A 22,695-nucleotide genomic window follows, 5' to 3' on the forward strand; every position below is an offset into this window, starting at 1 on the left:
TTCGCATGCGAACCTCAAATCTCTCACGACCCGTAGGGCGGGCCGTGCCCGCCGAATGCAGGACATGCCGATACATTCCCGGCCCGTTTTGGTGATCTGCGCGTGCAGGATCGACCGGGCGTTCGACCGGCAGTCCGCGTAGCGCTCAGCGCAGCGCTTGCAGCAGATAGGGCTTGAGCAGGGCGACCGCTTCTTTCTCCAGCGCGCCGGAACGCAGCCAGTCGGGCGCCTCGACCACCGCGCGATGCGTGAGCGCCTCGATGCTGGTTTCCAGAACCAGCGCGACGGTGCGCGTCCGTGTTCGTGAAATGCCGGGCAATTTTCTGCGCAGAACGGCTTCGATCATGGCCTGCAGCCGGCTGCTCACGTCCGGCGCCTGGCCGAGAATCTGTTCTGTCGGCACCTGTTCGAACAGGACCTTGTGCAGCGGTGGATTCAGTCGGTGTGCTTCGATGCCCGCGCGGACCAGCGCACGCAGGGTGGTGTCCAGAGGCGAGCCTTCATGTTCGGCGAGTGCGGTCTCGACCAGGTACAGCACCTCGTCGACGTGTTGACGGATGAGCGCGGCGACCAGAGACGCCTTGTTCGGAAAGTATTGATACAGCGTGCCGATGCTGACCCCGGCGCGGGCGGCGATGGCGTCGGTGCTCGCCCGCTCATAGCCACTGGACACCAAAACCTGAGCCGTCGCCTCCAGCAGGGTATCCACGGTCATGCGCGAGCGTTTCTGGACGGGCTGTTTTCTAGGTGCGAAGCGGGCCTGTAGGGCACTCACGGACGGTCTCCTGAAATGCGAGTTCTCAATCTGAGGAATCCCTCGCATTCTACTTGGACCGGAATCGGTTGCAGCAGGCGCTTCGATGAAACGAGTTGACGTGGTGTTCGAGTCTGGCGGCGTGCGCTGCGAGGCCTGGCTGTACCTGCCGCACACGCAAGGCCCGCATCCCTGCGTCGTGGTGGCCCATGGCATCGGCGCCATCCGGCAGGTCCGGCTTTCGGCCTACGCCGAGCGGTTCACCGCCGCCGGCTACGCCATGCTCAGTTTCGACTATCGGCACTGGGGCGCCAGCGCTGGAAGTCCCCGTTTTCTGTGCTCGGTACGCAAGCAGTTGCAGGACATCAGCGCGGCCATCGCGTGTGCCGCCGCACGGCCCGAGATCGATGACGGCCGGATCGCATTGTTCGGGACCTCGTTCGGCGGTGGGCATGCCATCGTGATTGGTGCACGTCATCGGGGGCTTGCCGCGGTGGTGTCGCAGTGCACGGTATCGGATTGCCTGGCCGTGGCGATGCACACACCTTTCACGCAGATCATGCAATGGGTGGCTGCAGCGCTGCTCGATCAGGCTCGCGCGGTTCTGGGCATGTCGCCGAAGTACATCAAGCTCGCCGGCGCGCCGGGCGAGACGGCGATGATGACCCGGCTCGGTGCCGAGGAAGCCTATGGGCGCATGCTCGACGGCCCGTCGCCGTGGCGCAATCAGATCGCCGCTAGGCTGATGCTCACCTTGCCGCTCTATCGGCCGATCCGCTACGCAAGAAAAGTCAGGTCGCCCCTGCTGATGGTGGTGTGCGAGCGCGACGAGATCTGTCCGGCTGCGCTCGCGCACGAGGTGGCAAGGCGGGCACCGAACGGATCTGCCGCGTCGTTCGACGCCAGCCACTTCGAGATCTACTTCGGAGAGCTCTTCGAAGCCGCGACGCGCACCATGCTGCAGTTTTTCGATCAGCACCTCGGCCGGCACAGCGACGCTGAGCGCAGCGGGCCGCTCGCATCTCTCGAGGCGCTTCGTGCGGCGGAGGGAACTCCGGGATGACGACGGCGCAGGTGTACTTCCCGCAGCTCCTGGCGATGGTCGCGCTGTCGTTCGCGGTCGCGCTTTGGATCCTGATCACGCGCGTCAGCGATCTGGTGTCCCGGCGCAAACCCGTCTCCTATTACGAGAACTGGGACGGGGCGGGGGCGTCGGTTGCCGTCATGCGCCCGACGCGGCAGCTTGCCAATCTGTTCGAGTTCCCGGTGCTGTTCTACACCGCCGTCGTTTTCATCATCGTGCTTGGTGTCAGCGACGCATGGCTGCCTGCGCTGAGTACGCTGTACGTGGTGTTCCGGTGGGCGCATGCCCTGGCCCACCTCGGGTTCAATCGCCTGTGGGTGCGCACCCCGATCTTCATGCTCGGGCAGTTCGTGCTGTTGGCGATCTGGCTGCGCCTGGGATGGGTGATTTACAACTGAGAGAGGGTAGGGCGGCGAGTCGGGAGGGCCGCACAGCTCGGAGGGGTGACGCAGACGGCGGGCACGGCCCGCCCTGCGCCTCGTCCGGCGAGCGGACATGACCGCCGCCATCGCTGCTAGCGAATCTCGAACCCCTCGTAGCCCTTGGCTGCAATATCGAAGCACAACTGGCGATAGGTGCCGAAGCCGCCGATGTAGGGCGTGAACACGCGCGGCTTGCCGGGGATGTTGGCGCCCATGTACCAGGAGTCGGTCTTCGGAAACAGCGTGGCGTCGGCCAGTTCCTTGACGTGGGCGCCCCAGTGGTCCTCGGCCTGCGGTGTCGGCTCGATGCTGTGCGCACCGCGCGCCCCCAGGTCCTTCAGGCAGGTGCTGATCCACTCCACGTGCTGCTCGATGGAAGTGGGCATGTTGCCCAGCACCGACGGGCTGCCCGGCCCGGTGATCATGAACAGGTTGGGAAAGCCGACACTGGCGATTCCCAGATACGTCTGCGGACCCTGCGCCCACTTTTCCGCCAGCGCCTGGCCGCCGCGGCCGCGGATGCCCAGCCGGTTGAGCGGGCCGGTCATGGCGTCGAAGCCGGTGGCAAAGACCAGGGCGTCCAGCGCGTGCAGGGTTCCATCCTGCATGCGGATGCCGGCGGCCTCGATGCGTTCGATGGCGATTTCACGCAGGTCCACCAGCGCCACCTTGTCGCGATTGAAGGTCTCGAAGTAGCCCTGGTCCAGCGGCAGGCGCTTGGTGCCGATGGGATAGCCCTGGGGAATCAGTTTGCGCGCGGTGTCGGGGTTGCGGACGATGCTGCGGATCTTGTCGCGCACGAAGTCGGCCGCCATGTCGTTGGCGCGCGCATCGGCGAGCAGATCGTTGTAGCTGCCGAACATCCACTCGAAGCTGCCCTTTTCCCAGTCCGCCTCGAACTGCGCGCGGCGCTCGGCTTCGCTGACCTGTAGCGCGCCGACGTCCTTGAAGTCGTAGGGCTGGCCGATGGCGGCCCAGCGGCAGCGTTCGCGGATCTGCTGGATGTTGGCCTTGAGCTCGGCCACTTCCTGCGACGAGAGCTTGCGGTTGCCGGCCGGCACGCTGAAGTTGGGTGTGCGCTGAAACACCGTCAGATGCTGTGCCTGTCCGGCGATGATGGGAATGGACTGGATGCCCGACGAACCGGTGCCGATCACGCCCACGCGCAGGCCGGAAAAGTCCACGCCTTCGTGTGGCCAGCGGCCGGTGTGATACCAGCGGCCGGCAAAGTCTTCCAGCCCCGCAATCTTCGGCACCTGCGCGGCCGACAGACAGCCGACGGCGGTGATGACATAGCGCGCGCTTACGGACTCGCCGGTGTCGGTTTCAACCTACCAGCGGCCGGCGGTTTCGTCGTAGCGCACGCCGGTGACGCAGGTGTTGAAATCGAAGGCCGGGCGCAGGTCGAAGCGATCCGCCACGTGTTCCAAGTAGCGCAGGATCTCGGCCTGCTCGGGGAAGCGGCAGCTCCATGTCCATTCCTGTTCGAGCTCCGGGGAAAAGGTGAACGAATAGACCCAGCTTTCCGAGTCCGAACTGGCGCCCGGATAGCGGTTCCAGTACCAGGTGCCACCGACGCCGCTGCCCTGCTCGAAGCCGCGATGGCTCAGGCCGAGCTCGCGCAGGCGATAGGTCATGTACAGCCCGGCAAAGCCGGCGCCGATGACCACGGCATCGACCTCGCGCAGTTTGTTGCCGGCAGGCGCCTGGATGCTGGCGGACATGGGCGATCTCCTCGAATGATTGTCGGAAGAATCTATGCTTCAATGTCCTACAAGTAAATTAACAATGTAGGACATTGGGAATCGCCCTCATGGCCTCCACCGTCGCCGCCAAGCGTCGTCCCCAACGCACCGCAACCCCGGCGCCATCGGCGCGCACGCGCCACGCGGCCCGTGGCACGCGGCAGCGCTCGCCGGACGCGGTGGTGCAGACGGTCAAGCAAGGCATCCTCACCGGCCACTATCTGCCGGGTGCCCGGCTCACCGAAGCCGATCTGTGCAGCACCTTCGGTCTCAGCCGTGGCCCGGTGCGAGAAGCGATGACCCGCCTGGCCGCCGAAGGCGTGGTGATGGCCGGCCCAGCCCGCGGGCTCTACATCCGCCGCCTGCGGCGCCAGGAAGCGCTGGACCACATCGAGGTGCTGCAGGCCCTGATCGAACTGGCCGCACGGCTCGCCTGCACACGCTGCAAGTACGAACCCAGTCGCGGCCGGCTGCGCGAGGCCCATGCGCGGCTCGCGGCCAGCCTGGCGCGGGGCGATTCGCAGCGCCGCTCGATCGAGCGCACGCGCTTCTACGAGGTGTTGTTCGAGGTGGCCGGCAACCCCGAACTGGCGCGCCTGCACCCGGCCATCACCGGCCAGATCCTGCGCGCTCAGGTCTATCCCTTCCTGACCGCCGAGGATCGCAGCAGCCAGTACGCCGACTACGCACCGCTGTGCCAGGCGATCTTGGACGGTGATGTGCGCGCCGCGGTGCGCATCGTCGGATCGCACCTCGGTCGCAGCCGCAAGCACGCACTGCATCTGCCGGATGCGGCATTCGAGTCCGCGGCAGTGCTCTGAAAGGCAGGGTGCGGATTCGCCGCCTGTCGACCATTGAATGTCGTCTCAGGCGATCGGCGAATCGCGCCCCTGTGTGCTTACATGCGCGCTCCGCAATGCGGGCGGCGGCAATGAGCCACAGGCGGACATTGAGCCTTGGCCTACTGGCGACGAAATAGTTGGTCCGAGCTTCATTTGAAAGCAAGAAGGCGGACTTGTATCCCTCCGCTTCAGCGCCCAACGTCCGCCAGTAGCGGTTCGTTGTTGGCGGATTACATGTCTAGCGTGTTTAATCAAACATAGGCCGACCGACCGACCCAGAGGCACGCGTGGATTTCGACCGCTATCAGGAACTTAGTTTTCAGACCGACCAGCAGTCAGAGAAGAAGGATGGGCAGAAGGGGCTTTTGATCCCGCTGCTGGGCTTGGCGGGAGAGACTGGGACGCTGCTTGCCGAGTTCAAGAAGAAGCTCCGTGATAAGCAGACCTACGACGGCTTCGATGATCGCGCAGAGGAGGAGCTGGGTGACATCCTTTGGTACGTGAGCAATATCGCCAGCAGGTTGAAGCTATCGATGTCCAAAATTGCCGCGCGCAACCTGCTCAAGACGCAAGAGCGCTGGCCTATCGACCGGGACACCTCGAAGCGGCGCGTGTTCGACCTCGATTACCCCGACGCCGAGCGGCTTCCGCGTCAAGCCGCAATTCGAGTGTTTCAGGACGAGAAGCGCGTCGCCCATTTGGAGTTGGTCTCGAAGCAATGTTTGCTCGGTGACAAGCTCACGGACAACGCTTACGACGACGACGGCTATCGCTTTCACGACGTACTGCACCTCGCTCATTGGGCTGTTCTCGGTTGGTCGCCTGTCGCAAGAAAAATGCTAGGCGCCAAACGGCGGAGCAACCCAGAAGTGGACGAGGTGGAGGACGGCGCCAGAGCAGCGATCATCGAAGAGCTGCTTGTGGCGTTCGTTTATAGCAACGCGAAGCAGCACTCGCTGTACCGAGGTGCTAAGCATCTCGATTCCGAGATGCTTAGCACCATCAAGCGGCTGGTCCTCCATCTCGAAGTGAAAGAGAGACCAGTACGTGATTGGGATCGGGCTATTCAGCAGGGATATGCCGCTTTTCGGTTCCTTCGTGAGCACGGGGAGGCGACGCTGCTGATCGACATGGACAAACGCACGCTGAAGGTTATGCGATGAGCATGGAACCCCGGCTCCTTTCGGGCGACACCATCATCGAGGTCTGGTCAGAAGCGTTTCGCCTTCTCGCCGACGACAGAGCGCGCTTCAATCTGACACTTCATGTGCGCCAACCTCTCGCATACACCCAGCCGCGGTTGGCCGCATTGAATCCGAGAGGGGTAGATCGGAACGCGCGCTCAGTGTTCGATGTCGCTAGCACGATCTTTCCGGCCCGTTGTGCGCGATGGGACTTGCCGGTCGCGGAGTTCACCGAGCATTACCGCGAAGCCTACGAGCGGCTCTTGAGCCGCGGGCCGCGATCTTGGGGCTGCTATTTCAGCCGCCTCGCTGAGTTCGGAGACGAGAAAATCGACCAACTCGAACGTACCGTTGCAGGGCTGAGCACGTGGGGATGGGGGCACAAGGCTGCGTTCGTCGTTCATTTTTCGTCCTCGGCCACGGACAAACTGAAATGGTTCGGTGCGCCATGTCTTCAATATGCGCAATTCTCAGTGGGGCCGGATCGAGCCCTATCTCTCACCGCGGTTTACCGCTCACATGACTACTTTTACAAGACGTTGGGCAATCTCTTAGGTCTTTCTCGCCTGCTCGACTACGTGGCGTGCAAAACTGCGCACCCCGTCGGATCACTGACCTGCTTGTCCGCCTACGCATTCGTTGACGCCTCTCGCGCGAAGGTTACAGCGCTTCTGAACAAGGCAAATGGGAACCGTATCATTGTCTAAATCCGCACAATTTCAGTCCCTTGTAGCCGAGGTGACTGCCTGCACGTCATGTCCGCGGATGGCCGACAGCGCCCGGATGCTGGGGTACTCTGCTGGAAACCTCAGTGCAGACCTAATGTTTGTGGGAGAAGCGCCAGGAAGGCTGGGTGCCGACCAGACTCACATCCCCTTCCACGGCGACACTTCGGGGCAGAATTTCGAAGACCTCATTTCTTTCGCCGGCATCGACAGGGCAGACATCTACGTCACCAACGGCGTGCTGTGTAACCCTCGGGATGAAAAGGGGAATAACTCGACGCCGCTCCCGAGTGAGATTGCGAACTGTAGCGGCTACCTCCGTCGCCAAGTGGAACTCGTGCAGCCCAAGATCGTCGTCTCACTCGGTGCAACCGCTCTGAAAGCACTTTCAATGGTTCAACCGCACGGTCTCTCCCTGAAAGAGCACGTGCGCACGGCGCAGTCTTGGCTCGGCCGCATGCTGATCCCGCTATACCATCCCGGACAGCGCGCGATGATCCATCGCAGTCATGCCAACCAGCGATCCGACTATCAGTTCGTCGCCGAGACCCTAAAAAATCTGACCGCCCCGCGATCACGCACGGGTGGCGCTACGCGCCAAGACTTGCTCGCAGCCTGTCGGTTCATGGTGGAACGACGTTCGGAGGTTTCATATTTCGAGTTGCATAAACTTGCCTACTTGGCCGAGTACGTTCACGTAAAGAGGACAGGCAAGCGATTGACGGGTGCGTTCTTCATTCGTCAGAAGGACGGCCCGTATTGCGTCGATCTGCACATCCAGCGCCTTAAAAAAGCAGACGCGGACTTTGTTGTTACTAGCGATGGCGGGCGTTTGATGATCCGCTTGAGCAAGTCTAGGGCGGGCACTCTGTTCGATGACAGGAGTGACGTTCCGGAATCCGCTCGTCAAACACTCGAAGAGGTCGTCAGTCGGTATCGCTACCCCAGTGATGCCGATTTGAAGCGCGCGGTTTACCTCACTGCTCCGATGAGGATGATGTTGCGTAAGGAAAAGCACGATGGCACGAATCTGTATAACGCCCCGATCGACTTCCTTGCAGCATAAACAGCCTTCGTTGCGATCCCAGTCAGATCCTAATCGGGCGCCTGCGCGCTATCGGCGACCGTCCGCTTCGGGCTCCTCGTGCCAGACAGACCTTTCCCCTTTTAAAGAGGATTCTGTCCATGGACGATACCAATGACGGCTCACGCGACTGGATTGATCGGGGTGACGCGTCACAAGCGCGAATTTCCATCCTACTGGCCGGTCGACCGCGCACACCGATTCTCTGGAGGATGCCGCGATGAGCCCTGCCATACTCGGCGAGGAACATCGTTACACGGTATCCGGCCGGCCGATCCGGAAACCCAGGTGGCAGGCAACCGCAGGTGATGGGCATTCCCGATCTGGATCATCCAGGGCTCCGACAGCCGCGCGTACGCGGCTGGTCACCGCCACTAAATCTGCAGCAGGCTCCGGTCTTCGCCGCAACCGAAAAGGCCGCCTTGCGGCGGCCTCGATGCAATCGACAGGCGCCGCCGGCTTACTTCAGACCGGCGTCGGCTTTGAGCGCTTCGGCCCTGTCGGTGCGCTCCCAGGTAAAGCCGATGAAGGCATGCAGCTTGCCGGTTTCGGCGCAGGTGTATTTGATGGTCTGCGGCTTGCGCCCGAAGTGCCCGTAAGCGGCGGTGGCGCGATAGATCGGGTGCAGCAGGTCGAGCATCTCGATGATGCCGTAGGGTCGCAGGTCGAAGTGCTTGCGCACCAGCTTTTCCAGCTTGACCGGATCGAGCTTGCCGGTGCCGAAGGTCTCGATGGCGATCGAGGTGGGCTCGGCCACGCCGATGGCGTAGCTGACCTGCACCTCGACCTTGTCGGCCAGCCCGGCGGCGACGAGGTTCTTGGCCACGTAGCGCGCGGCATACGCGGCGCTGCGATCGACCTTGGACGGGTCCTTGCCGGAAAACGCGCCGCCACCGTGGCGCGCGTAGCCGCCGTAGGTGTCGACGATGATCTTGCGGCCGGTCAGGCCGGCGTCGCCCATCGGACCGCCGACCACGAAGCGACCGGTCGGGTTGATGTGGAACTTGGTGCCCTTGTGCAGCAGCTTGGCCGGCAGCACCGGCTTGATGACCTGCTCCATCACCGCTTCCACCAGGTCCTTCTGCTTGACCTCGGGCGCGTGCTGGGTGGACAGCACCACCGCGTCGATCGCCACCGGCTTGCCGTCGCGGTAGCGCAGCGTGACCTGGCTCTTGGCATCCGGACGCAGCCAGCCGAGCTTTCCCGACTTGCGCTGCTGCGCCTGCTTTTCCACCAGGCGGTGCGCGTACTGGATCGGCGCCGGCATCAGTTCGGCGGTCTCGCGGGTGGCGAAGCCGAACATCAGGCCCTGGTCGCCGGCGCCCATCTTCTTGCGGTCCTTGCGATCGACGCCGCGGTTGATGTCCAGCGACTGCTTGCCCAGGCCGTTGAGCACGGCGCAGGTCTCGGCGTCGAAGCCATGATCGGAGTGGGTGTAGCCGATGTCGGCGATCACCTTGCGCACGATGGCTTCGGAATCGATGTGCACGCCCTTGATCACCTTGACCTCGCCGGCCAGCATGGCGATGCCGGTCTTGGTCAGCGTCTCGCAGGCGATGCGCGCATCGGCGTCCTGCGCCAGGTAGGCATCGAGGATGGCATCGGAGATCTGGTCGCACATCTTGTCCGGATGGCCTTCGGAGACGGACTCGGACGTGAACAGGGTTTCGGACATCGGGACTCCCAGGGATTCGGTGACGGGGCGGAGCGGGTGCGGAAGGAGCGCTGCAGCATCCGTCTATGCGGATAGCCGAATATGGTAGCTGAAATCGGCGTCGAAACGGCGTCGCTGCCCGGCCCGGATACGGCAGCGGCGGCGACCGCGCCGCAACCGGCTCTGGCAGACTGAAGGCTTGCCCTGCTGCTGTTCGTTATCGCGTCCATGAATCCGGTCGATCTCACCGCCGTGCCGCTCGCCTACGCGCTGGCGGCTGTTGGCGTGGTCGGCGCCCTGCTCATCACGCTGCTGGTGCTGGCGGTGATGTTTGCACGCGCCAGGACACGCGCCGAGGCGGCCCTGCAGGCCTCGCGCGAACTCGAACGCTTGGCGGCCGATCGCGCCACCGTTGCCGAGTCGCGACTGCAGGCGCAGGACGAGCGGTTGCAGGAGCTGCGGGCGCAACAGGATGCGCTCGGGCAGTTGCAGGGCCAGCATGCGCAACTGCAGGAACGCTACGCGCAGGAGCAGCAACGGCTGCGCGAACAGCAGGCCCTCCTGGACGACGCCAAGGCCAAGCTGGCGGAAGCGTTCAAATCCCTGTCCGCCGATGCCTTGCGCGCCAACAACCAGTCTTTCCTGGAACTGGCGCGCGAAAACCTGCAGCGCTTCCAGCAGGGCGCGCAGGAAGACCTGGCGGCGCGGCACAAGTCGATCGAACAACTCACCCAGCCGATCCGCGACAAGCTGGAAAAATTCGAAGGCCATCTCGGTGAGATGGAAAAGACGCGCATCGGCGCCTACGAGGCGCTCAACACCCAGGTTCATGAGCTGGTGGCCACGCATCTGCCGCGCCTGCACGCGGAGACCGCCAACCTGGTCAAAGCCCTGCGCCAACCCAGCGCGCGCGGCCGCTGGGGTGAGGTGCAGTTGCGCCGCGTGGTCGAGATGGCCGGCATGCTCGAACACTGCGATTTCGACGAGCAGGCTTCGCGCAGCACCGAAGAAGGCCGATTGCGTCCGGACCTGATCGTGCGCCTGCCCGGCGGGCGCCAGATCGTGGTTGACGCCAAGGCGCCGGTGGACGCCTATCTGACCGCGGTCGAAGCGCGCGACGACGCGGCACGCGACGCCGCGCTGGTGCTGCACGCGCAGCAGGTGCGTACACATGTCACGCAACTCGGCAAGAAAAGCTACTTCGAGCAGTTCAGCCCGGCGCCGGAGTTCGTGGTGCTGTTCGTGCCGGGCGAGGCGTTCTTCTCCGCCGCGTTGGCGCAGGACCCGCACCTGATCGAGTACGGCGCCGAAGTGCGCGTGATTCCGGCCAGCCCCACCACGCTGATCGCACTGCTCAAGGCGGTCGCCTATGGCTGGCGTCAGGAAGCGCTGGCGCGCAATGCGCAGCAGGTCGCGGCGCTGGGCAAGGAGCTTTACGAACGCCTGTGCACCATGGGCGATCACTGGGCCAAGGTTGGCACCCAGCTCGACAAGGCCGTGGAGAGTTACAACAAGGCCAGCGCCAGTCTGGATACGCGGGTGATGAGCAGCGCGCGAAAATTCGTGGAGCTGCGCGCCGCTGCCGCCGACGAACTGCCGGCGGTCACGCTGATCGATCGGGGTGCGCGTCCGCCGCGCGCGGGCGAACTGGCCGCGCTACTGGAACCGGACGATCAGCCGAAGTGACAGACGTAGTGCAGCGTCTCGGTCACTTCGATATCGAATGCGGAATTTCCCGGTACGTCGAACGACTGTCCGCCGGTGTAGTCGCGGAATGCATCGTCGCTCGCCAGCTTTACTCGGCAGCGGCCCTCGATCAGTTCCATCACTTCCGGCGCGCCGGTGGTGAAGTGCAGGGTCGAGGGCAGGATCACGCCCACACTCTTGCGCGTGCCATCGGCCAGCAGCACGGTGTGGCTCACACACTTGCCGTCAAAGTAAACGTTGGCCTTTTTGAGGACGGAGACGTGGTCGAACTGGGACATGGGGCGGCGCCGCGACGGTAAAAAGGGGCGCGACGATGCGCGTGCGTGCCGGTCGTCGTCAAGCCGGCCGCCGTCCGACCCGTGCGTGCTCAGGCGGCCTGCAGCAGCGCCGCGCTGGCCGCCTGTTCGCGGATGCGGCCGAGCAGGTATTCGGCGTCGCGCCCGACGTCGGCCAGGCGCCCGGAACCCCAGGTGTTCTGCCACGACAGCCCGAGGAAATAGGCGCCCGGCACCGGCGTGACGCCGCGGCTGTGGATGGGCGCGCCGCGGCCGTTGAACACCGGCAGATCGATCCAGGAGTAGTCCGGCGCAAAGCCGATCGCCCACACCACGCTGGTGATGCCGGCGGAGCGCAAGTCCAGCTCGGTGGTTTCGGCCTGCGGCGCCCAGGGCGGCTGGTAAGGCGGCTCGACGGGCGCCTCGATGCCGGCGGATTCGATGTACTGGTCCACCAGTGCGCGGATGCCGTTGTAGGAGCGGTCAGCCTCGTCGAGGTTACGTGCCAGATCCGGCGCGAATTGCAGGCGCGTGCCGTCCACGCCGCGGAAGCTTCCGTGGAGCTGCATCCCTTCTAGCGCGCGGCGGCGCAGGTCGATCTCGCGGCCGCCGTCGCGGCCGGTGAGGTAGTGGTTGGTCTTCTCCCGCACGGTCGCCTTCTGCGGATGGCGGTCGTAGGGAATGTCGTAGTAGCCCGATTCGGTCAGCCAGTCGGTGACCTCGCGGCCGCGATAGACACGCGGTGAGCGCGGCGCGCGGCCGACGCAGAGGTGCACCTTGCGCCCGGCCAGGTGCAGGTCCTCCGCAATCTGGCAACCGGACTGGCCGCTGCCCACCACCAGGATCGCGCCGTCGGGCATCGATTGCGGATTGCGGTAGCGCGATGCGTCGAGCTGCAGCAGCTGCGGCGGCAGGCGTTCGGCTGCGCGCGGTACCACCGGGGTCTGGTAGACGCCGCTGGCAATGACCACCTGGGCGGCGTGCAGGGCACCGGCGCTGGTGTCGAGCTCGAAGCCGCCGCCCTGGGCCTGCGCCAGCCGGGTCGCCGCCACGCCTTCGAGCAGCGGTGGGGCGAAGCTGGCGGTGTAGGCGTCGAGATAGCGCACGATCTCGGCGCGCGGCATGTAGCCCTGCGGGTCGGGGCCCTGGTAGGCAAAGCCCGGCAGCCGGCATTGCCAATTGGGCGTGACCAGGCAGAACGAATCCCAGCGCGCGTGCTTCCACTGGCTGAAGGCGCAGTCGCGCTCGAACACGCGGTGGTCGATGCCGGCCTGCTGGAGATGCCAGCTGATGGACAGGCCGGCCTGGCCGCCGCCGATGACGGCGACCGGTAGCGAACGCGGCAGGGATGGGGCAGGGCTTGTGGCGGGCATGAGGGTCTAGCCGGTGATCGGAAGCTTCAGGGATGGAAGGCCTGCACCACGACCTGCGGGTCGGGCCGGTCGCGGTACTGCGCGGCCTGTCGCTCGATCGTCGCGATCTGGGCCAGCGCCTGGCCGCAGCCGAAGCCGTAGAGCCCGGCGACGCGTGCGCTGGCCTGTTGCAGCGCCTCTCGGGCGCGTAAGACGAACTCGTCCAGGGGATACGGCTGGCCGAGCACGAAGGCTTCGCGGATGCGGCTGGACGGCGAGTAGCAGACGCACTCGGACTGATCCGGCCAGCGCACGGTGAAGCGCAGCTCAGGCATGGATCGCACCGCGGGTGCAGCCGGTGAGCGGGGATTCGCGCAGGTCCCAGGCCGGCAGGCGCTGCTCGCCGTGGACCAGGGTCAGCCGCCGCGTCGCGTCGCAGTGGCCGATCACGGCGCAGGCCAGGTCACGCTGCTGGAAGGTGTCGATGACGGCGGCGACGTGTTGCGGTGTCACCGCCAGGCAGAAGCCGTAGCTGGGAAAGGTCGACAGCAGCCAGGCCCGGGCCTCGACTTCGGGCGGGCGCGGCACCGCGGCGGGCTGCACCACGGCGCCGACGCCGGAACCCTCCAGCAGCATCAGCAGGGTGCCGAGCACGCCGGCCTGACTGATGTCCTTGGCCGCGCGGCAGCGCCCGCTTTCGGCCAGTTGCGGTAGCAGTTCGAGATCGCCGCGCAACCGTTCGGCCGGCGCCTGTTCGGTGCAGTTCCAGTGCGGAAAAGGCTTGCGGTAGGCACCGCGCAGATCGATGGCAACCACCAGCGCATCGCCAGGCCGGGCGTCGAAGCTGGTCAGTAGCCGGCGCGCGCGGCCGAGGATGGCAGCCGCCAGGTACGGCGCCTCGGCGCGCGTGTTGCTGTGGCCGCCGACAATGGGCACGCGGTAGGTCTGTGCCGCGGCGGCCATGCCCGCCAGCATCTGCCGGCAGCTCGGTGCATCGCCGCTCCACAGCGCGTTGACCAGCGCCGTGGGGCGTCCGCCCATGGCGTAGACGTCGGCGAGGTTGACCATCACCGCGCACCAACCGGCGAACCAGGGGTCGCAGGCCACGAACTCGGGCTGGAAACCCTCCATCGCCAGCAGGTTCCAGCCCTCGCCGTCGGGGATGGCGGCACAGTCGTCACCTACCGCGATCGATGAATCCCCCGAGAGACCGAGGTCCTGCACCACCGCCGCGATGTCGCGCTTGTGCTGCACGCCGCGGCTGCTGTGCAGGCCGTCGATCAGGGCCGTGAGGTTCACGCCGCGCGCTCCAGCGGCAGGGGCCCGATCCCGCAGGCGGGGTAGTGCGCCAGCTCGGCCTGCATCAGGCAGTGCGGTCGGCCCTGCAGTTCGATGCGTTCCAACGCGCGCCAGTGCAGGCGTTCGAACAGCGCTACATTCTGCGCCTGTACCTGCGCGGTGAAGCGCTGCGCACCGCGCGCCACCGCGATGCCCACCGCCAGGCGGATCAGCTGCGTGCCAATCTGGCGATGCGCGCGGTAGTCGGCCTGAACCGCCAGTCGCGAGCCCTGCCACTGACCCGGCGCGGTCTGCGCGATACGCACCGTGCCGACCACGTCCTCGGGCATGCCGAACACGCAGTTGAGCACCACCAGCAGCAGCGCCTCGCGGTCCTGCGCGTCGCGGTCGTGATGGCGGAACAGGCCCTGCTCGGTGCAGAACACGGTGCGCCGCAGGCGCATCGCCTGACGCCGCTCCCAGCGCTCGGTGACCGGCTTGTAGCGCAGCTCCGCCGCGCGATAAGGCCCGGCGCCGGCCAGGCCCGCTGGCGTCCAGTCCAGCGACTCAGACGAGGGCGGCATCGGTCTCGTAACTCGCCAGCGCCGAGCAGGCGCCGCACTTGCCGCAGCCGGCCTTGATGTCGGCGGACTTCAGGCCGCCTTCGATCAGCATCCGGCCCAGCGGCTGCAACAGCCCGCGCATGCGCGCCGCGTCCGGTGCCGGGTGGCCCGCCAGTGGCGTGCCGATCAGCGGCACGAAGGGCACCACGAAGGGATACACGCCGAGCGCGATCAAGGTCCGGCACATGGCCAGGATCGCCTCGTCGCTGTCGCCCAGCCCGGCCAGGATGTAGGTGCTGACCTGGCCGCGCCCGAACACCCCGACCGCGGCCTCGAAGGCGCGCAGGTAGTCCTCGACCGAGACGCTGGCCTTGCCCGGCATGATGCGCGCGCGCACCGTCGGCGTAACCGCTTCCAGATGCATGCCCAGGCTGTCGACGCCGGCATCGCGCAGGCGCGCAAACCAGGCCGCGTCGTCGGGGGGTTCGCACTGCGCCTGAATCGGCAGGTTCACCGCCGCCTTGACGCCGAAGGCGCTCTCGCACAGCAGCTCGGCGCCGCGGTCGGTGAAGTTGGGGGTGCCGGTGGTCATCACCATGTGGCGCACGCCGTCGAGCAGCACCGCGGCGCGCGCCACCTCGCCGAGTTGCTCGGGCGTCTTGCGGTTGATGGTGCGGCCGGCCTTGAGCGATTCGCCGATGGCGCAGAACTGGCAGGAGGTGCTGCGTCGCCCGTAGCGGATGCAGGTCTGCAGCACGGTGGTGGCAAGCACGTCGCGCCCGTGCAGCTGCGCGATCATCGAGTAGGGCACGCCGTCGAAAGTTTGCAGCGCGTAGAAGCGCGGCTGGCGCGGAAACTCGATGCGGCCCACCGCCAGGCCGTGGCGTTCCAGCACGCTGACGCCGCGCGCATCCGGTGCGCGGGCGATGAAGGGCGACTGGCGCGCGCCATCGCCGTGCACCGGCACCATCACCGTGCGGCCGAGCACGGTGACAGCCTTGTGATCGCTGGGACCGGCACCGCCCTGGCGCGCCGCGGCGCCGGCGCTTGCGTCTTCCAGGCGCAGACCCAGGGCCTGCAATTCGGTGATCAGGTGCCGGCCGGACTCGGCGGGCAGCCGCAGCGCGTCGTCCATGTCATTTCTCCATCAGTGTGCTCAGGGCCTGCAGATAGGCCGCCTCGATGCCCTGGCCTCGCGTCGGCGGCGCGGCGGCCACGAGCTGGGCGGCGAGGTCGGCGTCGGCCGCGTTCGGCGCGTGCTCCGCGCTGCTCAGCGGCGCGGCGACGCGGCGATCAAGCCGCAGACTCAGCAGTTCGGGGCGCGCGTAGTGGCCGACCGAATCCATCATCCGCTTGCGCTTGTCGATCAGCGCGAAGTCCAGGTCGGCGATCACCATGCCGGCGCCCTCGCGCAGCGGCTCGGCCAGGTGCTTGCCCTCGGGCGAGATGATCGCGCTGTAGCAGCCGCCGCGGAACGCCTTTTCCAGCTCCGGCGTCGGCGCCTGCGCCTTGCACTGTTCTGGCGTCAGCCAGGCGGTGGCGTTGACCACGAAGCAGCCGGACTCGAGCGCGTGGTGGCGCATGGTCACTTCCATCTGCTCGGCGAACACCGGGCCCACCAGCGAGCCGGGGAACTGGCTGCAGTGGATCTGCTCGTGCTGGGCCATCAGCGCGTAACGTGCCAGCGGGTTGTAGTGCTCCCAGCAGGCGAGCGCCCCGAGCGTGCCGACCGCGGTGTCCACCGTGCGCAGGCCGGAGCCGTCGCCCATGCCCCAGACCATGCGCTCGTGATAGGTCGGCGTGATCTTGCGACGCTTCAGCACCAGCGCGCCGTCGGCGTCGAACACCAGCTGCGCGTTGTACAGCGTGCCGTGGTCGCGCTCATTGACGCCCAGCACCACCACCATGCGGGCGTCGCGCGCCGCCGCGCCCACCGCATCGCACAGCGGGCCGGGTACCGTGGGCGAGCGCTCGTAGAGCTTCAGGTGCGGCGGGCCCATCGTCACCGCGGGAGTGACGAAGGAGAAGTACGGGTAGTAAGGCACCACCGTTTCCGGAAACACGATCAACTGCACGCCCTGCGTCGCGGCCTCGGCGATCGCTGCCAGCACCCGCTGCAGGGTGCCGTCGGCCGAGTCCAGATCCGGGTTGAGCTGGACTGCGGCGGCGCGGACGATCGCGTGGGCCATGGCGGTGCCTGACTTGCGTGCGCGAGCCGGCTCAGACGGTCCAGGTGTGGATCATGAAAGCGTTGTCGTTGCGGTGGATCAGGATCAGGTCCAGCACGTCGAGCGGATTGATCGGCACGATGCCCGGCACCAGCGAGTGCTCGCCGTGGCCGTACAGCATCTGCAGCGCGAAGCGGCAGCAGTAGACCTTGCCGCCCTCGGACATGAAGGCTTCGAGCTGCTTGGCAAAGTTCTGCGCGCCGGGGAAGGCCTCGTCGCCGATGGTGGGAAAGCCGCGCTGGATGCCCAGGGTCACGCCCGGACCGTAGAGCAGGATCGAGGTCTCGAAGCCCTTGCGCATGAGGCGCTTGGCCTGAAGGATGTTGACCAGGCCGATGGAGCCTTCGAAGGCCACCGTGTGAAAGGTCACCAGCGCTTTTTCGCCGGGCTTGGCCTTGACGTCCTCGAACACCTTTTCTTCGTAATCGACAAAGAAATCGCCTTTCTTGGTGGCGGGATGGCTGACGGCGGGCATGATCGGATCTCCGTGGCTGCTGCGTTTCAAGGATTCGAAAACGCCGCTGCGATGCGCGTCGGCGTGTGCTCAGGGCTTTTCAGACCTGCGCGGGAATCGGAGCAACGGCGATGCCATGTGGCGGGCCGGACCGCAGGCCTCGATGCGATCAAGACGAGACATTGCGGATCGGTCTGGAGTTTTTTCCACCGCGACCCTGGGGTTCGGCGAACACTCAAGCTGCAACAAGTCGAAACATTGGGCTTCGCATCTGGCATATGCGCGGTCGCGGTGCACAGGCCAGCCGTCGCCGCCCCAAGGCAGCGCGCAAAGCGGTGCCGCGCGCCGCGCAACACGCGCAACGCGACGGAACAATTGTTGCGGTGCTGTTGCCGGGCCTGTGACGGCAACGGTAATGAGCAATGAAACCCGACGCTGGGCGGCAGCGATCCGCGGCAGTCAGCGACCGGCCTACCTGGCCCTGGCCGACGCGCTGGCCGAGGACATCCAGTCCGGCCAGTTGGTGGCGCACCAGCGCCTGCCGACCTTGCGGGTGCTGGCCGCGGCGCTGGGCCTGAACTTCAGTACCGTGGCACGCGGCTACGCCGAGGCTGAGCGGCGCGGTCTGCTGGACGCGCGTGCCGGCAGCGGCACCTATGTGCGCGAGGTGCTGCGTAGTGGGCCGGTGCGCCGCGCGCCACCTGGCACCTTGATCGACATGACCATGAACATGCCGCCCGAGCCGGACGATGCGGCGCTGCTGCAGCGCCTGCGCGAGGGTCTGGGCTGGCTGGCCAGCGATCGCGAGGTGCACGCCTGGTTGCGCTACCAGCCGTTCGGCGGGCAGATCGAGGACCGCGAGGCGGGTGCGCAGTGGCTGCGCGATCTGCTGCCCGCACTCGAGCCCTCGCGCGTGCTGATCTGCCCCGGCGCACAGGGCGCGCTGCTGGGCCTGTTCACCCTGCTGGCGCGGCCCGGCGATCACATCGCCTGCGAGGCGGTGACCTATCCCGGCATCAAGGGGCTGGCCGCGCAGCTCGGCATCCGCCTGGTGGGCCTTCCGGCCGACGACGCCGGGCTCGACCCCGAGGCCTTCGCTGCGCTGTGCGCCGCCGACCTGCCCAAGGCGCTGTATCTGAATCCCACCTTCAACAATCCCACCACCGCGGTGATGACGCCGGAACGGCGCGCGGCGGTGTGCGAGATCGCGCGTCGCTACAACGTGCCGATCATCGAGGACGACCCCTACATCTGGCTGTGCGCGCGCCGTCCGCTACCGCTGGCGGCGATGGCGCCGGAGCTGTGCTTCTACGTCACCAGCTTTGCCAAGTGCCTGGGCGCCGGCCTGCGCATCGGCTACGTGGTGTCGCCCAACGCGCGCTACACCGCGCGCCTGTCGGCGATCCTGCGTACCACCTCGGTGATGGCGGCGCCACCGATGATCCGCCTGGCCACGCGCTGGATCGAGGACGGCACCGTCGAGGCGATGACCGCCGCCATCCGTGCCGAGTCGGCGGCGCGCCAGGCGCTGGCGCGTCGCATCCTGCGGCGTGCGAGCTACCGCAGTCGCAGCGAGGCCTTCCACCTGTGGCTGGCGGTGCCCGAGCCCTGGACGCGCATCGAATTCGCCTTGCACCTGCGCGCCCACGGCGTCGGCGTGGTGGTGTCCGACACCTTCACCGTCAGCGGCAAGGCGCCGGCCGCGGTGCGCGTGTGCCTGGGCGGCGAAGGCGATCGCCTGGCCTGCCAGCACAGTCTGGAAATCATCGAGGACGCCATCGAACAGGCGCCGGCCATCACCTCCAAGGTGATGTGAGCGCTGCCCGCGGCGATAATCCACAGATGACTGCCCACAAGACCGCCGCCTGTCCGCAGTGCCGCCAGCCCTCGTCATTGGAAAAGAGCAATCGCTTCCGGCCGTTCTGCAGCGAACGCTGCAAGCTGCTGGACCTGGGCGAATGGTTTGCGGAGAAGCATTCGATTCCGGTCAGCGAATCTGACTCGGAGATCGAGGACGCTGTGCCGCGCACTCAGGATTCGGACCGGCTCCAGTAGGCCGAGATGCCCGCCACGCCCTGAGCGTGATGCGCAAACGCGCGGTCCCGGTCGCGGGGTCCGATGCCGCCGATGGCGTAGACCGGCAGGTTGGCGTTGCCGGCCAGCGTCGCGAAACCGCGCCATCCCAGTGCTGTCGCGCCGGGATGAGTGGACGTGGCGTGCACGGCGCCGAGCACCGCCGCGTCGCAGCCCAACATCCTGGCCTGCTCCAGCGACGCGCGGTCGTGACACGAAACCAGGCGCAACCAGCCCGGTGGCCGGGGTGAACGTTCTGCGCATGCCATCAGCTCCGCCTGGCGTTGATGCCAGCCGGCGGCACCGAGTTCGCGCGCCAGCGCTTCACCCCGATCCAGGGTCACGCGCAAGCCCAGCGCGCGCGCGTCGGCGATCACGCGCCCGGCAAGTGCGGCGTAGGACTGATCGGATCGCGCCGGCAAGCGCAGCCGCAGCAGCGCCCCCGACGGCAATTGCGACAGGCTGCCGCGAATCAGGTGTTCGTCGGCGTCCGGCGGGGTGAAGACATAGTCGGTGGGCAGCAGCAGCGCACGCAGGATGGGCGCCACCGTCGGCAGTACGTCTAGATTGATCGCCGCATCCGCTGCATGCCACTCCACGCACTGGGATTCACGTCCATGCGCTTCACCGGCCCATGCCATGACCAGCCAGGTGTGCAGGGTGACGATGCGATCATGGTAGGCATGCGTGAAGCGGATCAGTGGTCGCGCCTGCTGCAGCGACACGCCCAGTTCTTCGTGCAGCTCGCGGTCCAGTGCTGCGCGCGGCGACTCGCCCGCTTCGATCTTGCCGCCGGGGAATTCCCACTTGCCGGCGGCGATCTTGCCGGGCGGACGCTGCGCGATCAGCACGCGGCCATCGGCGCGCTGCAGCACGCCGCAGGCGACGTCGATATGCGGAAGCGGGACGGCCGCAGCGTTCACCTGCGGACCCTCAGGTTCGATACTCCGCATTGATCCTGACGTAGTCGTAGCTGAAGTCGCAGGTCCAGATGCGCGCGCTCGCAGTGCCGCGACCCAGGCCGATGCGGATGCTGAACTCCTCCTTGGCGACCACCGCGCTGCCCCGTTCTTCGCGATAGTCGGGATGCGGCTGGCCGCGTTCGATCAGTTGCACTTCGTCCAGGGCGATGCTGACGGTGGATTGATCGAGTCCGTCCACGCCGGCCTTGCCGATGGCCATGGCGATGCGGCCCCAGTTGGCGTCGGAGGCGAACATCGCGGTCTTGACCAGCGGCGAATGCGCCACCGAATACGCCACCTGACGCGCTTCACTTTCGGACGTGGCGCCGCCGACCTCGATGGTGATGAACTTGGTGGCGCCTTCGCCATCGCGCACCACCGCTTGAGCGAGCTCCGTGCAGACCTCGGTGATGGCGGCCTGCACCGGCGCATAGTCGGCATGTGCAGTATTGATCGGCGCGCCGGTGGCACCGGTGGCCACCAGCACGCAGGCATCGTTGGTGGAGGTGTCGCCGTCCACCGTCACGCAGTTGAAGGACACGCCGACGGCGCTGCGCAGCGCCGCGTCCGCCGCCGCCTGATCCAGCCCGGCATCGGTGGCGATGAACGCCAGCATCGTCGCCATGTCCGGGCAGATCATGCCCACGCCCTTGGCGATGCCGGTGACGGTGATCTCGCCCTGCGAGGTCCTCACCTTGCGCGTCGCACCCTTGGGCACGGTGTCGGTGGTCATGATCGCGCGCATCGCGTCCAGCCAGCCGTCGGGGCGGGCAGTGGCGACGGCGCCCGGAATGGCCGCCTGCATGCGCGCGACCGGCAGGCGCTGGCCGATCACGCCGGTGGAAAACGGCAGCACCGCCTGCGGCGCGCAGCCGAGCGCCTCGGCCACCGCCGCACAAGTTGCGTGCGCATCGTCGATGCCGCCCTGGCCGGTGGCCGCGTTGGCGTTACCGGCGTTGATCAGCAGCGCGCGAATGTCGTCTCCGCGCCCGAGCCGTTCCCGACAGACCGTGACAGGCGCGGCACAGAACGCATTGCGGGTGAACACGCCTGCTGCGCGCGTGCCCGGCGCCAGTGTCATCACCAGCAGATCGTGTCGGCCCGGCTTCTTGATGGCGGCTTCGGCCACGCCCAGGCGCACGCCCGGCACGCTGTGCAGGAATTCGGGAACAGAAAGCTTGACGGCCATGGCCAGACTCGGCGCTGTGGGAAAAGGCGCGCGAGTTTATCGCGGGCCAGGGGGTTTCGAGCGCGAATCTGAAGAATCATCCAAGGGCGCCAAGGAGCCGCAGAGGCGCAAAAAGTGGGTGGTGCTGCGCGCGTGCGAGCAGGGATTTTCGCGTCCGTCTGCGTCTTTGTGGCCTCTTCGCGCCTTTGCGTGATTCTTGAAAAAGTCTCTCGCCTGGGAACGCGAACTCACCCGTTCGCCGCACGCCGCTGGCGCAGGGACGCGGCGCGGTCGGTTTCCGCCGGTACGCGGCGCAGGAAATCCAGGATCTGCGGCATCAGCCGTTCCGGCTGCGTGCGCAGTTCCCAGATTGAACGCGCGGCCAGGATTTCGGCATTGGGCAACTGGCGCTTGAGCGCCTTGGCGTCGGCCAGATCATGCAGCGGATCGCGCGCATGGCCGATCACCAGGGTGGGCTGCTGGATGTGCTTGCGGCGACGCAGCGAGGGCACCACCGGGCCGACCAGGATGCCGTGGAGGATCGCGCGGATCACCTCGGGTTCGGCGGCGAATGCGTTGCGCAGGCTGGTCATGACGGCGCGCCGCGGTTCCGGCAGGCGCCGCAGCAGCCGCGCGAACACCCGGTAGGCCGGGGTGATGTAATGCACGGCGATCATCAGCGGCACCAGCATCAATGCGGCAGCGGGCACTGCGTTTTCCATCACCGGCATTTCCAGGATCAGCGCGCGCACGCGATGCGGTGCCAGGCAGGCGGCGGTGAGCGCGGTGATGGCGCCCAGCGACACGCCGCCGAGCACGGCACGTTCCAGACCCAGGTGATCCATCAGGCCCAGGACCTGCTCGGCATAGAAATCTACGCGATGCTCGGCAGCCTTGACTGGCTTGTCGCTGCGGCCGTGGCCGAGCAGATCGAGCAGGATCACGCGATAACCTTCAGCGGCGAGGTGCGCGGCGATATCGCGATTGCAATAGCTGTCCAGCAGGATGCCGTGGACCAGGATCACCGTCGTGCCGCTGGCAGGACCGTGGGTTTCGAAAGCAAGCCGGTAATGGCCGTGGAAGAAGTAACTCTGCTCCACCGGCAGAACCGACGCGGGCAAGGTGATATTCATGGCAGCAA

Annotated in this window: 24 protein-coding genes; 9 read left to right on the forward strand and 15 right to left on the reverse strand. The window is 66.5% G+C overall.

Going from position 1 to position 22,695, the window contains the following annotated elements; translation table 11 throughout:
- Nucleotides 1–145: 145 nt before the first annotated feature.
- Nucleotides 146–715, reverse strand: a complete 570-nt coding sequence (locus tag ACOOHP_RS00835) for a TetR/AcrR family transcriptional regulator (RefSeq protein WP_420464571.1) — start codon at nt 713–715, stop codon at nt 146–148.
- Nucleotides 716–860: 145 nt separating this feature from the next.
- Here ACOOHP_RS00835 and ACOOHP_RS00840 point away from each other — a divergent pair, with 145 nt between their 5' ends.
- Both ACOOHP_RS00840 and ACOOHP_RS00845 read left to right on the forward strand, forming a co-directional pair.
- On the forward strand, nt 861–1,817 hold the full coding sequence (locus ACOOHP_RS00840; protein ID WP_420464572.1) for an alpha/beta hydrolase: 957 nt from the start codon (nt 861–863) through the stop codon (nt 1,815–1,817).
- A complete protein-coding gene (locus ACOOHP_RS00845) occupies nt 1,814–2,236 on the forward strand; it encodes an MAPEG family protein (protein ID WP_420464573.1) in 423 nt (140 codons plus the stop codon). The genes ACOOHP_RS00840 and ACOOHP_RS00845 overlap by 4 nt, the downstream gene beginning before the upstream one ends.
- A 116-nt stretch (nt 2,237–2,352) precedes the next feature.
- On the opposite strand, the gene ACOOHP_RS00850 is transcribed toward ACOOHP_RS00845, so the two are convergent.
- A complete protein-coding gene (locus tag ACOOHP_RS00850; protein ID WP_420464574.1) occupies nt 2,353–3,516 on the reverse strand; it encodes a flavin-containing monooxygenase in 1,164 nt (387 codons plus the stop codon).
- 75 nt (nt 3,517–3,591) lie between these two features.
- Entirely contained in the window at nt 3,592–3,984 is a 393-nt protein-coding gene (locus ACOOHP_RS00855; protein ID WP_420464575.1) for an NAD(P)-binding protein, read from the reverse strand.
- Between the two features lie 89 nt (nt 3,985–4,073).
- Between ACOOHP_RS00855 and ACOOHP_RS00860 the strand changes: the two genes are divergently transcribed.
- From ACOOHP_RS00860 to ACOOHP_RS00875, 4 genes are all read left to right on the forward strand, one after another.
- Nucleotides 4,074–4,826 carry a GntR family transcriptional regulator gene (locus ACOOHP_RS00860; protein ID WP_420464576.1) on the forward strand — a complete coding sequence of 251 codons (753 nt, stop codon included), beginning with the start codon at nt 4,074–4,076 and terminating at the stop codon, nt 4,824–4,826.
- Nucleotides 4,827–5,134: 308 nt separating this feature from the next.
- Nucleotides 5,135–6,010, forward strand: a complete 876-nt coding sequence (locus ACOOHP_RS00865; RefSeq protein WP_420464577.1) for a MazG nucleotide pyrophosphohydrolase domain-containing protein — start codon at nt 5,135–5,137, stop codon at nt 6,008–6,010.
- A complete protein-coding gene (locus ACOOHP_RS00870) occupies nt 6,007–6,738 on the forward strand; it encodes a hypothetical protein (protein ID WP_420464578.1) in 732 nt (243 codons plus the stop codon). Before ACOOHP_RS00865 ends, ACOOHP_RS00870 begins: the two co-directional genes overlap by 4 nt.
- A 58-nt stretch (nt 6,739–6,796) precedes the next feature.
- Complete coding sequence (locus tag ACOOHP_RS00875) at nt 6,797–7,822, forward strand: uracil-DNA glycosylase family protein (protein ID WP_420464579.1); 1,026 nt, start codon at nt 6,797–6,799, stop codon at nt 7,820–7,822.
- 478 nt (nt 7,823–8,300) lie between these two features.
- Here the strand turns inward: ACOOHP_RS00875 and metK are convergent, their stop codons facing one another.
- Nucleotides 8,301–9,515, reverse strand: coding sequence for a methionine adenosyltransferase (gene metK, locus ACOOHP_RS00880; RefSeq protein WP_420464580.1), 1,215 nt, complete (start codon nt 9,513–9,515; stop codon nt 8,301–8,303).
- Between the two features lie 207 nt (nt 9,516–9,722).
- On the opposite strand from metK, the gene rmuC reads away from it, so the two are divergent.
- On the forward strand, nt 9,723–11,180 hold the full coding sequence (rmuC, locus tag ACOOHP_RS00885; RefSeq protein WP_420464581.1) for a DNA recombination protein RmuC: 1,458 nt from the start codon (nt 9,723–9,725) through the stop codon (nt 11,178–11,180).
- Here the strand turns inward: rmuC and ACOOHP_RS00890 are convergent.
- The 8 genes from ACOOHP_RS00890 to ACOOHP_RS00925 form a co-directional block, all read right to left on the reverse strand.
- Nucleotides 11,168–11,479 carry a pyrimidine/purine nucleoside phosphorylase gene (locus ACOOHP_RS00890; protein ID WP_420464582.1) on the reverse strand — a complete coding sequence of 104 codons (312 nt, stop codon included), beginning with the start codon at nt 11,477–11,479 and terminating at the stop codon, nt 11,168–11,170. The two genes, rmuC and ACOOHP_RS00890, sit on opposite strands and share 13 nt — an antisense overlap.
- Nucleotides 11,480–11,568: 89 nt before the next feature.
- Nucleotides 11,569–12,849 (reverse strand): MSMEG_0569 family flavin-dependent oxidoreductase, encoded by a 1,281-nt coding sequence (locus ACOOHP_RS00895; RefSeq protein WP_420464583.1) that lies wholly within the window; start codon nt 12,847–12,849, stop codon nt 11,569–11,571.
- A gap of 26 nt (nt 12,850–12,875) precedes the next feature.
- Entirely contained in the window at nt 12,876–13,163 is a 288-nt protein-coding gene (locus ACOOHP_RS00900) for an MSMEG_0570 family nitrogen starvation response protein (RefSeq protein ID WP_420464584.1), read from the reverse strand.
- Nucleotides 13,156–14,127: a sll0787 family AIR synthase-like protein gene (locus tag ACOOHP_RS00905; protein ID WP_420464585.1), complete on the reverse strand. Its 972-nt coding sequence runs from the start codon at nt 14,125–14,127 to the stop codon at nt 13,156–13,158. The genes ACOOHP_RS00900 and ACOOHP_RS00905 overlap by 8 nt, the downstream gene beginning before the upstream one ends.
- The gene (locus tag ACOOHP_RS00910) at nt 14,124–14,690 is read right to left on the reverse strand and encodes an MSMEG_0567/Sll0786 family nitrogen starvation N-acetyltransferase (protein WP_420464586.1); all 567 of its coding nucleotides are present in this window, start codon (nt 14,688–14,690) and stop codon (nt 14,124–14,126) included. Before ACOOHP_RS00910 ends, ACOOHP_RS00905 begins: the two co-directional genes overlap by 4 nt.
- On the reverse strand, nt 14,674–15,804 hold the full coding sequence (locus tag ACOOHP_RS00915) for an MSMEG_0568 family radical SAM protein (RefSeq protein WP_420464587.1): 1,131 nt from the start codon (nt 15,802–15,804) through the stop codon (nt 14,674–14,676). The genes ACOOHP_RS00910 and ACOOHP_RS00915 overlap by 17 nt, the downstream gene beginning before the upstream one ends.
- A 1-nt stretch (nt 15,805) precedes the next feature.
- Complete coding sequence (locus tag ACOOHP_RS00920) at nt 15,806–16,858, reverse strand: Nit6803 family nitrilase (protein WP_420464588.1); 1,053 nt, start codon at nt 16,856–16,858, stop codon at nt 15,806–15,808.
- Between the two features lie 31 nt (nt 16,859–16,889).
- A complete protein-coding gene (locus ACOOHP_RS00925) occupies nt 16,890–17,372 on the reverse strand; it encodes an MSMEG_0572/Sll0783 family nitrogen starvation response protein (RefSeq protein WP_420464589.1) in 483 nt (160 codons plus the stop codon).
- Between the two features lie 394 nt (nt 17,373–17,766).
- On the opposite strand from ACOOHP_RS00925, the gene ACOOHP_RS00930 reads away from it, so the two are divergent.
- Both ACOOHP_RS00930 and ACOOHP_RS00935 read left to right on the forward strand, forming a co-directional pair.
- Nucleotides 17,767–19,167 carry a PLP-dependent aminotransferase family protein gene (locus ACOOHP_RS00930; RefSeq protein WP_420464590.1) on the forward strand — a complete coding sequence of 467 codons (1,401 nt, stop codon included), beginning with the start codon at nt 17,767–17,769 and terminating at the stop codon, nt 19,165–19,167.
- 26 nt (nt 19,168–19,193) lie between these two features.
- Nucleotides 19,194–19,406, forward strand: coding sequence for a DNA gyrase inhibitor YacG (locus ACOOHP_RS00935; RefSeq protein WP_420464591.1), 213 nt, complete (start codon nt 19,194–19,196; stop codon nt 19,404–19,406).
- On the opposite strand, the gene ACOOHP_RS00940 is transcribed toward ACOOHP_RS00935, so the two are convergent.
- The 3 genes from ACOOHP_RS00940 to ACOOHP_RS00950 form a co-directional block, all read right to left on the reverse strand.
- Nucleotides 19,382–20,347, reverse strand: coding sequence for a Nudix family hydrolase (locus ACOOHP_RS00940; RefSeq protein WP_420464592.1), 966 nt, complete (start codon nt 20,345–20,347; stop codon nt 19,382–19,384). The genes ACOOHP_RS00935 and ACOOHP_RS00940 overlap by 25 nt on opposite strands.
- A 10-nt stretch (nt 20,348–20,357) precedes the next feature.
- Nucleotides 20,358–21,575 carry a bifunctional glutamate N-acetyltransferase/amino-acid acetyltransferase ArgJ gene (gene argJ, locus ACOOHP_RS00945; RefSeq protein ID WP_420464593.1) on the reverse strand — a complete coding sequence of 406 codons (1,218 nt, stop codon included), beginning with the start codon at nt 21,573–21,575 and terminating at the stop codon, nt 20,358–20,360.
- A 227-nt stretch (nt 21,576–21,802) separates the two neighbouring features.
- On the reverse strand, nt 21,803–22,687 hold the full coding sequence (locus ACOOHP_RS00950; protein ID WP_420464594.1) for an alpha/beta fold hydrolase: 885 nt from the start codon (nt 22,685–22,687) through the stop codon (nt 21,803–21,805).
- Nucleotides 22,688–22,695: the final 8 nt, after the last annotated feature.

This window comes from Panacagrimonas sp., from assembly GCF_965216805.1.
Classification (GTDB): Bacteria; Pseudomonadota; Gammaproteobacteria; order Nevskiales; family Nevskiaceae; genus Panacagrimonas.

What these genes read in the sequence shown, in the direction of transcription:
- ACOOHP_RS00835 (WP_420464571.1), bottom strand. Translation starts at nt 715, where the DNA reads ATGACCGTGGATACCCTGCTGGAGGCGACGGCTCAGGTTTTGGTGTCC.
- ACOOHP_RS00840 (WP_420464572.1), top strand. Translation starts at nt 861, where the DNA reads ATGAAACGAGTTGACGTGGTGTTCGAGTCTGGCGGCGTGCGCTGCGAG.
- ACOOHP_RS00845 (WP_420464573.1), top strand. Translation starts at nt 1,814, where the DNA reads ATGACGACGGCGCAGGTGTACTTCCCGCAGCTCCTGGCGATGGTCGCG.
- ACOOHP_RS00855 (WP_420464575.1), bottom strand. Translation starts at nt 3,984, where the DNA reads ATGTCCGCCAGCATCCAGGCGCCTGCCGGCAACAAACTGCGCGAGGTC.
- ACOOHP_RS00860 (WP_420464576.1), top strand. Translation starts at nt 4,074, where the DNA reads ATGGCCTCCACCGTCGCCGCCAAGCGTCGTCCCCAACGCACCGCAACC.
- ACOOHP_RS00870 (WP_420464578.1), top strand. Translation starts at nt 6,007, where the DNA reads ATGAGCATGGAACCCCGGCTCCTTTCGGGCGACACCATCATCGAGGTC.
- ACOOHP_RS00875 (WP_420464579.1), top strand. Translation starts at nt 6,797, where the DNA reads ATGGCCGACAGCGCCCGGATGCTGGGGTACTCTGCTGGAAACCTCAGT.
- metK (WP_420464580.1), bottom strand. Translation starts at nt 9,515, where the DNA reads ATGTCCGAAACCCTGTTCACGTCCGAGTCCGTCTCCGAAGGCCATCCG.
- rmuC (WP_420464581.1), top strand. Translation starts at nt 9,723, where the DNA reads ATGAATCCGGTCGATCTCACCGCCGTGCCGCTCGCCTACGCGCTGGCG.
- ACOOHP_RS00890 (WP_420464582.1), bottom strand. Translation starts at nt 11,479, where the DNA reads ATGTCCCAGTTCGACCACGTCTCCGTCCTCAAAAAGGCCAACGTTTAC.
- ACOOHP_RS00895 (WP_420464583.1), bottom strand. Translation starts at nt 12,849, where the DNA reads ATGCCCGCCACAAGCCCTGCCCCATCCCTGCCGCGTTCGCTACCGGTC.
- ACOOHP_RS00900 (WP_420464584.1), bottom strand. Translation starts at nt 13,163, where the DNA reads ATGCCTGAGCTGCGCTTCACCGTGCGCTGGCCGGATCAGTCCGAGTGC.
- ACOOHP_RS00910 (WP_420464586.1), bottom strand. Translation starts at nt 14,690, where the DNA reads ATGCCGCCCTCGTCTGAGTCGCTGGACTGGACGCCAGCGGGCCTGGCC.
- ACOOHP_RS00915 (WP_420464587.1), bottom strand. Translation starts at nt 15,804, where the DNA reads ATGGACGACGCGCTGCGGCTGCCCGCCGAGTCCGGCCGGCACCTGATC.
- ACOOHP_RS00920 (WP_420464588.1), bottom strand. Translation starts at nt 16,858, where the DNA reads ATGGCCCACGCGATCGTCCGCGCCGCCGCAGTCCAGCTCAACCCGGAT.
- ACOOHP_RS00925 (WP_420464589.1), bottom strand. Translation starts at nt 17,372, where the DNA reads ATGCCCGCCGTCAGCCATCCCGCCACCAAGAAAGGCGATTTCTTTGTC.
- ACOOHP_RS00930 (WP_420464590.1), top strand. Translation starts at nt 17,767, where the DNA reads ATGAGCAATGAAACCCGACGCTGGGCGGCAGCGATCCGCGGCAGTCAG.
- ACOOHP_RS00935 (WP_420464591.1), top strand. Translation starts at nt 19,194, where the DNA reads ATGACTGCCCACAAGACCGCCGCCTGTCCGCAGTGCCGCCAGCCCTCG.
- argJ (WP_420464593.1), bottom strand. Translation starts at nt 21,575, where the DNA reads ATGGCCGTCAAGCTTTCTGTTCCCGAATTCCTGCACAGCGTGCCGGGC.
- ACOOHP_RS00950 (WP_420464594.1), bottom strand. Translation starts at nt 22,687, where the DNA reads ATGAATATCACCTTGCCCGCGTCGGTTCTGCCGGTGGAGCAGAGTTAC.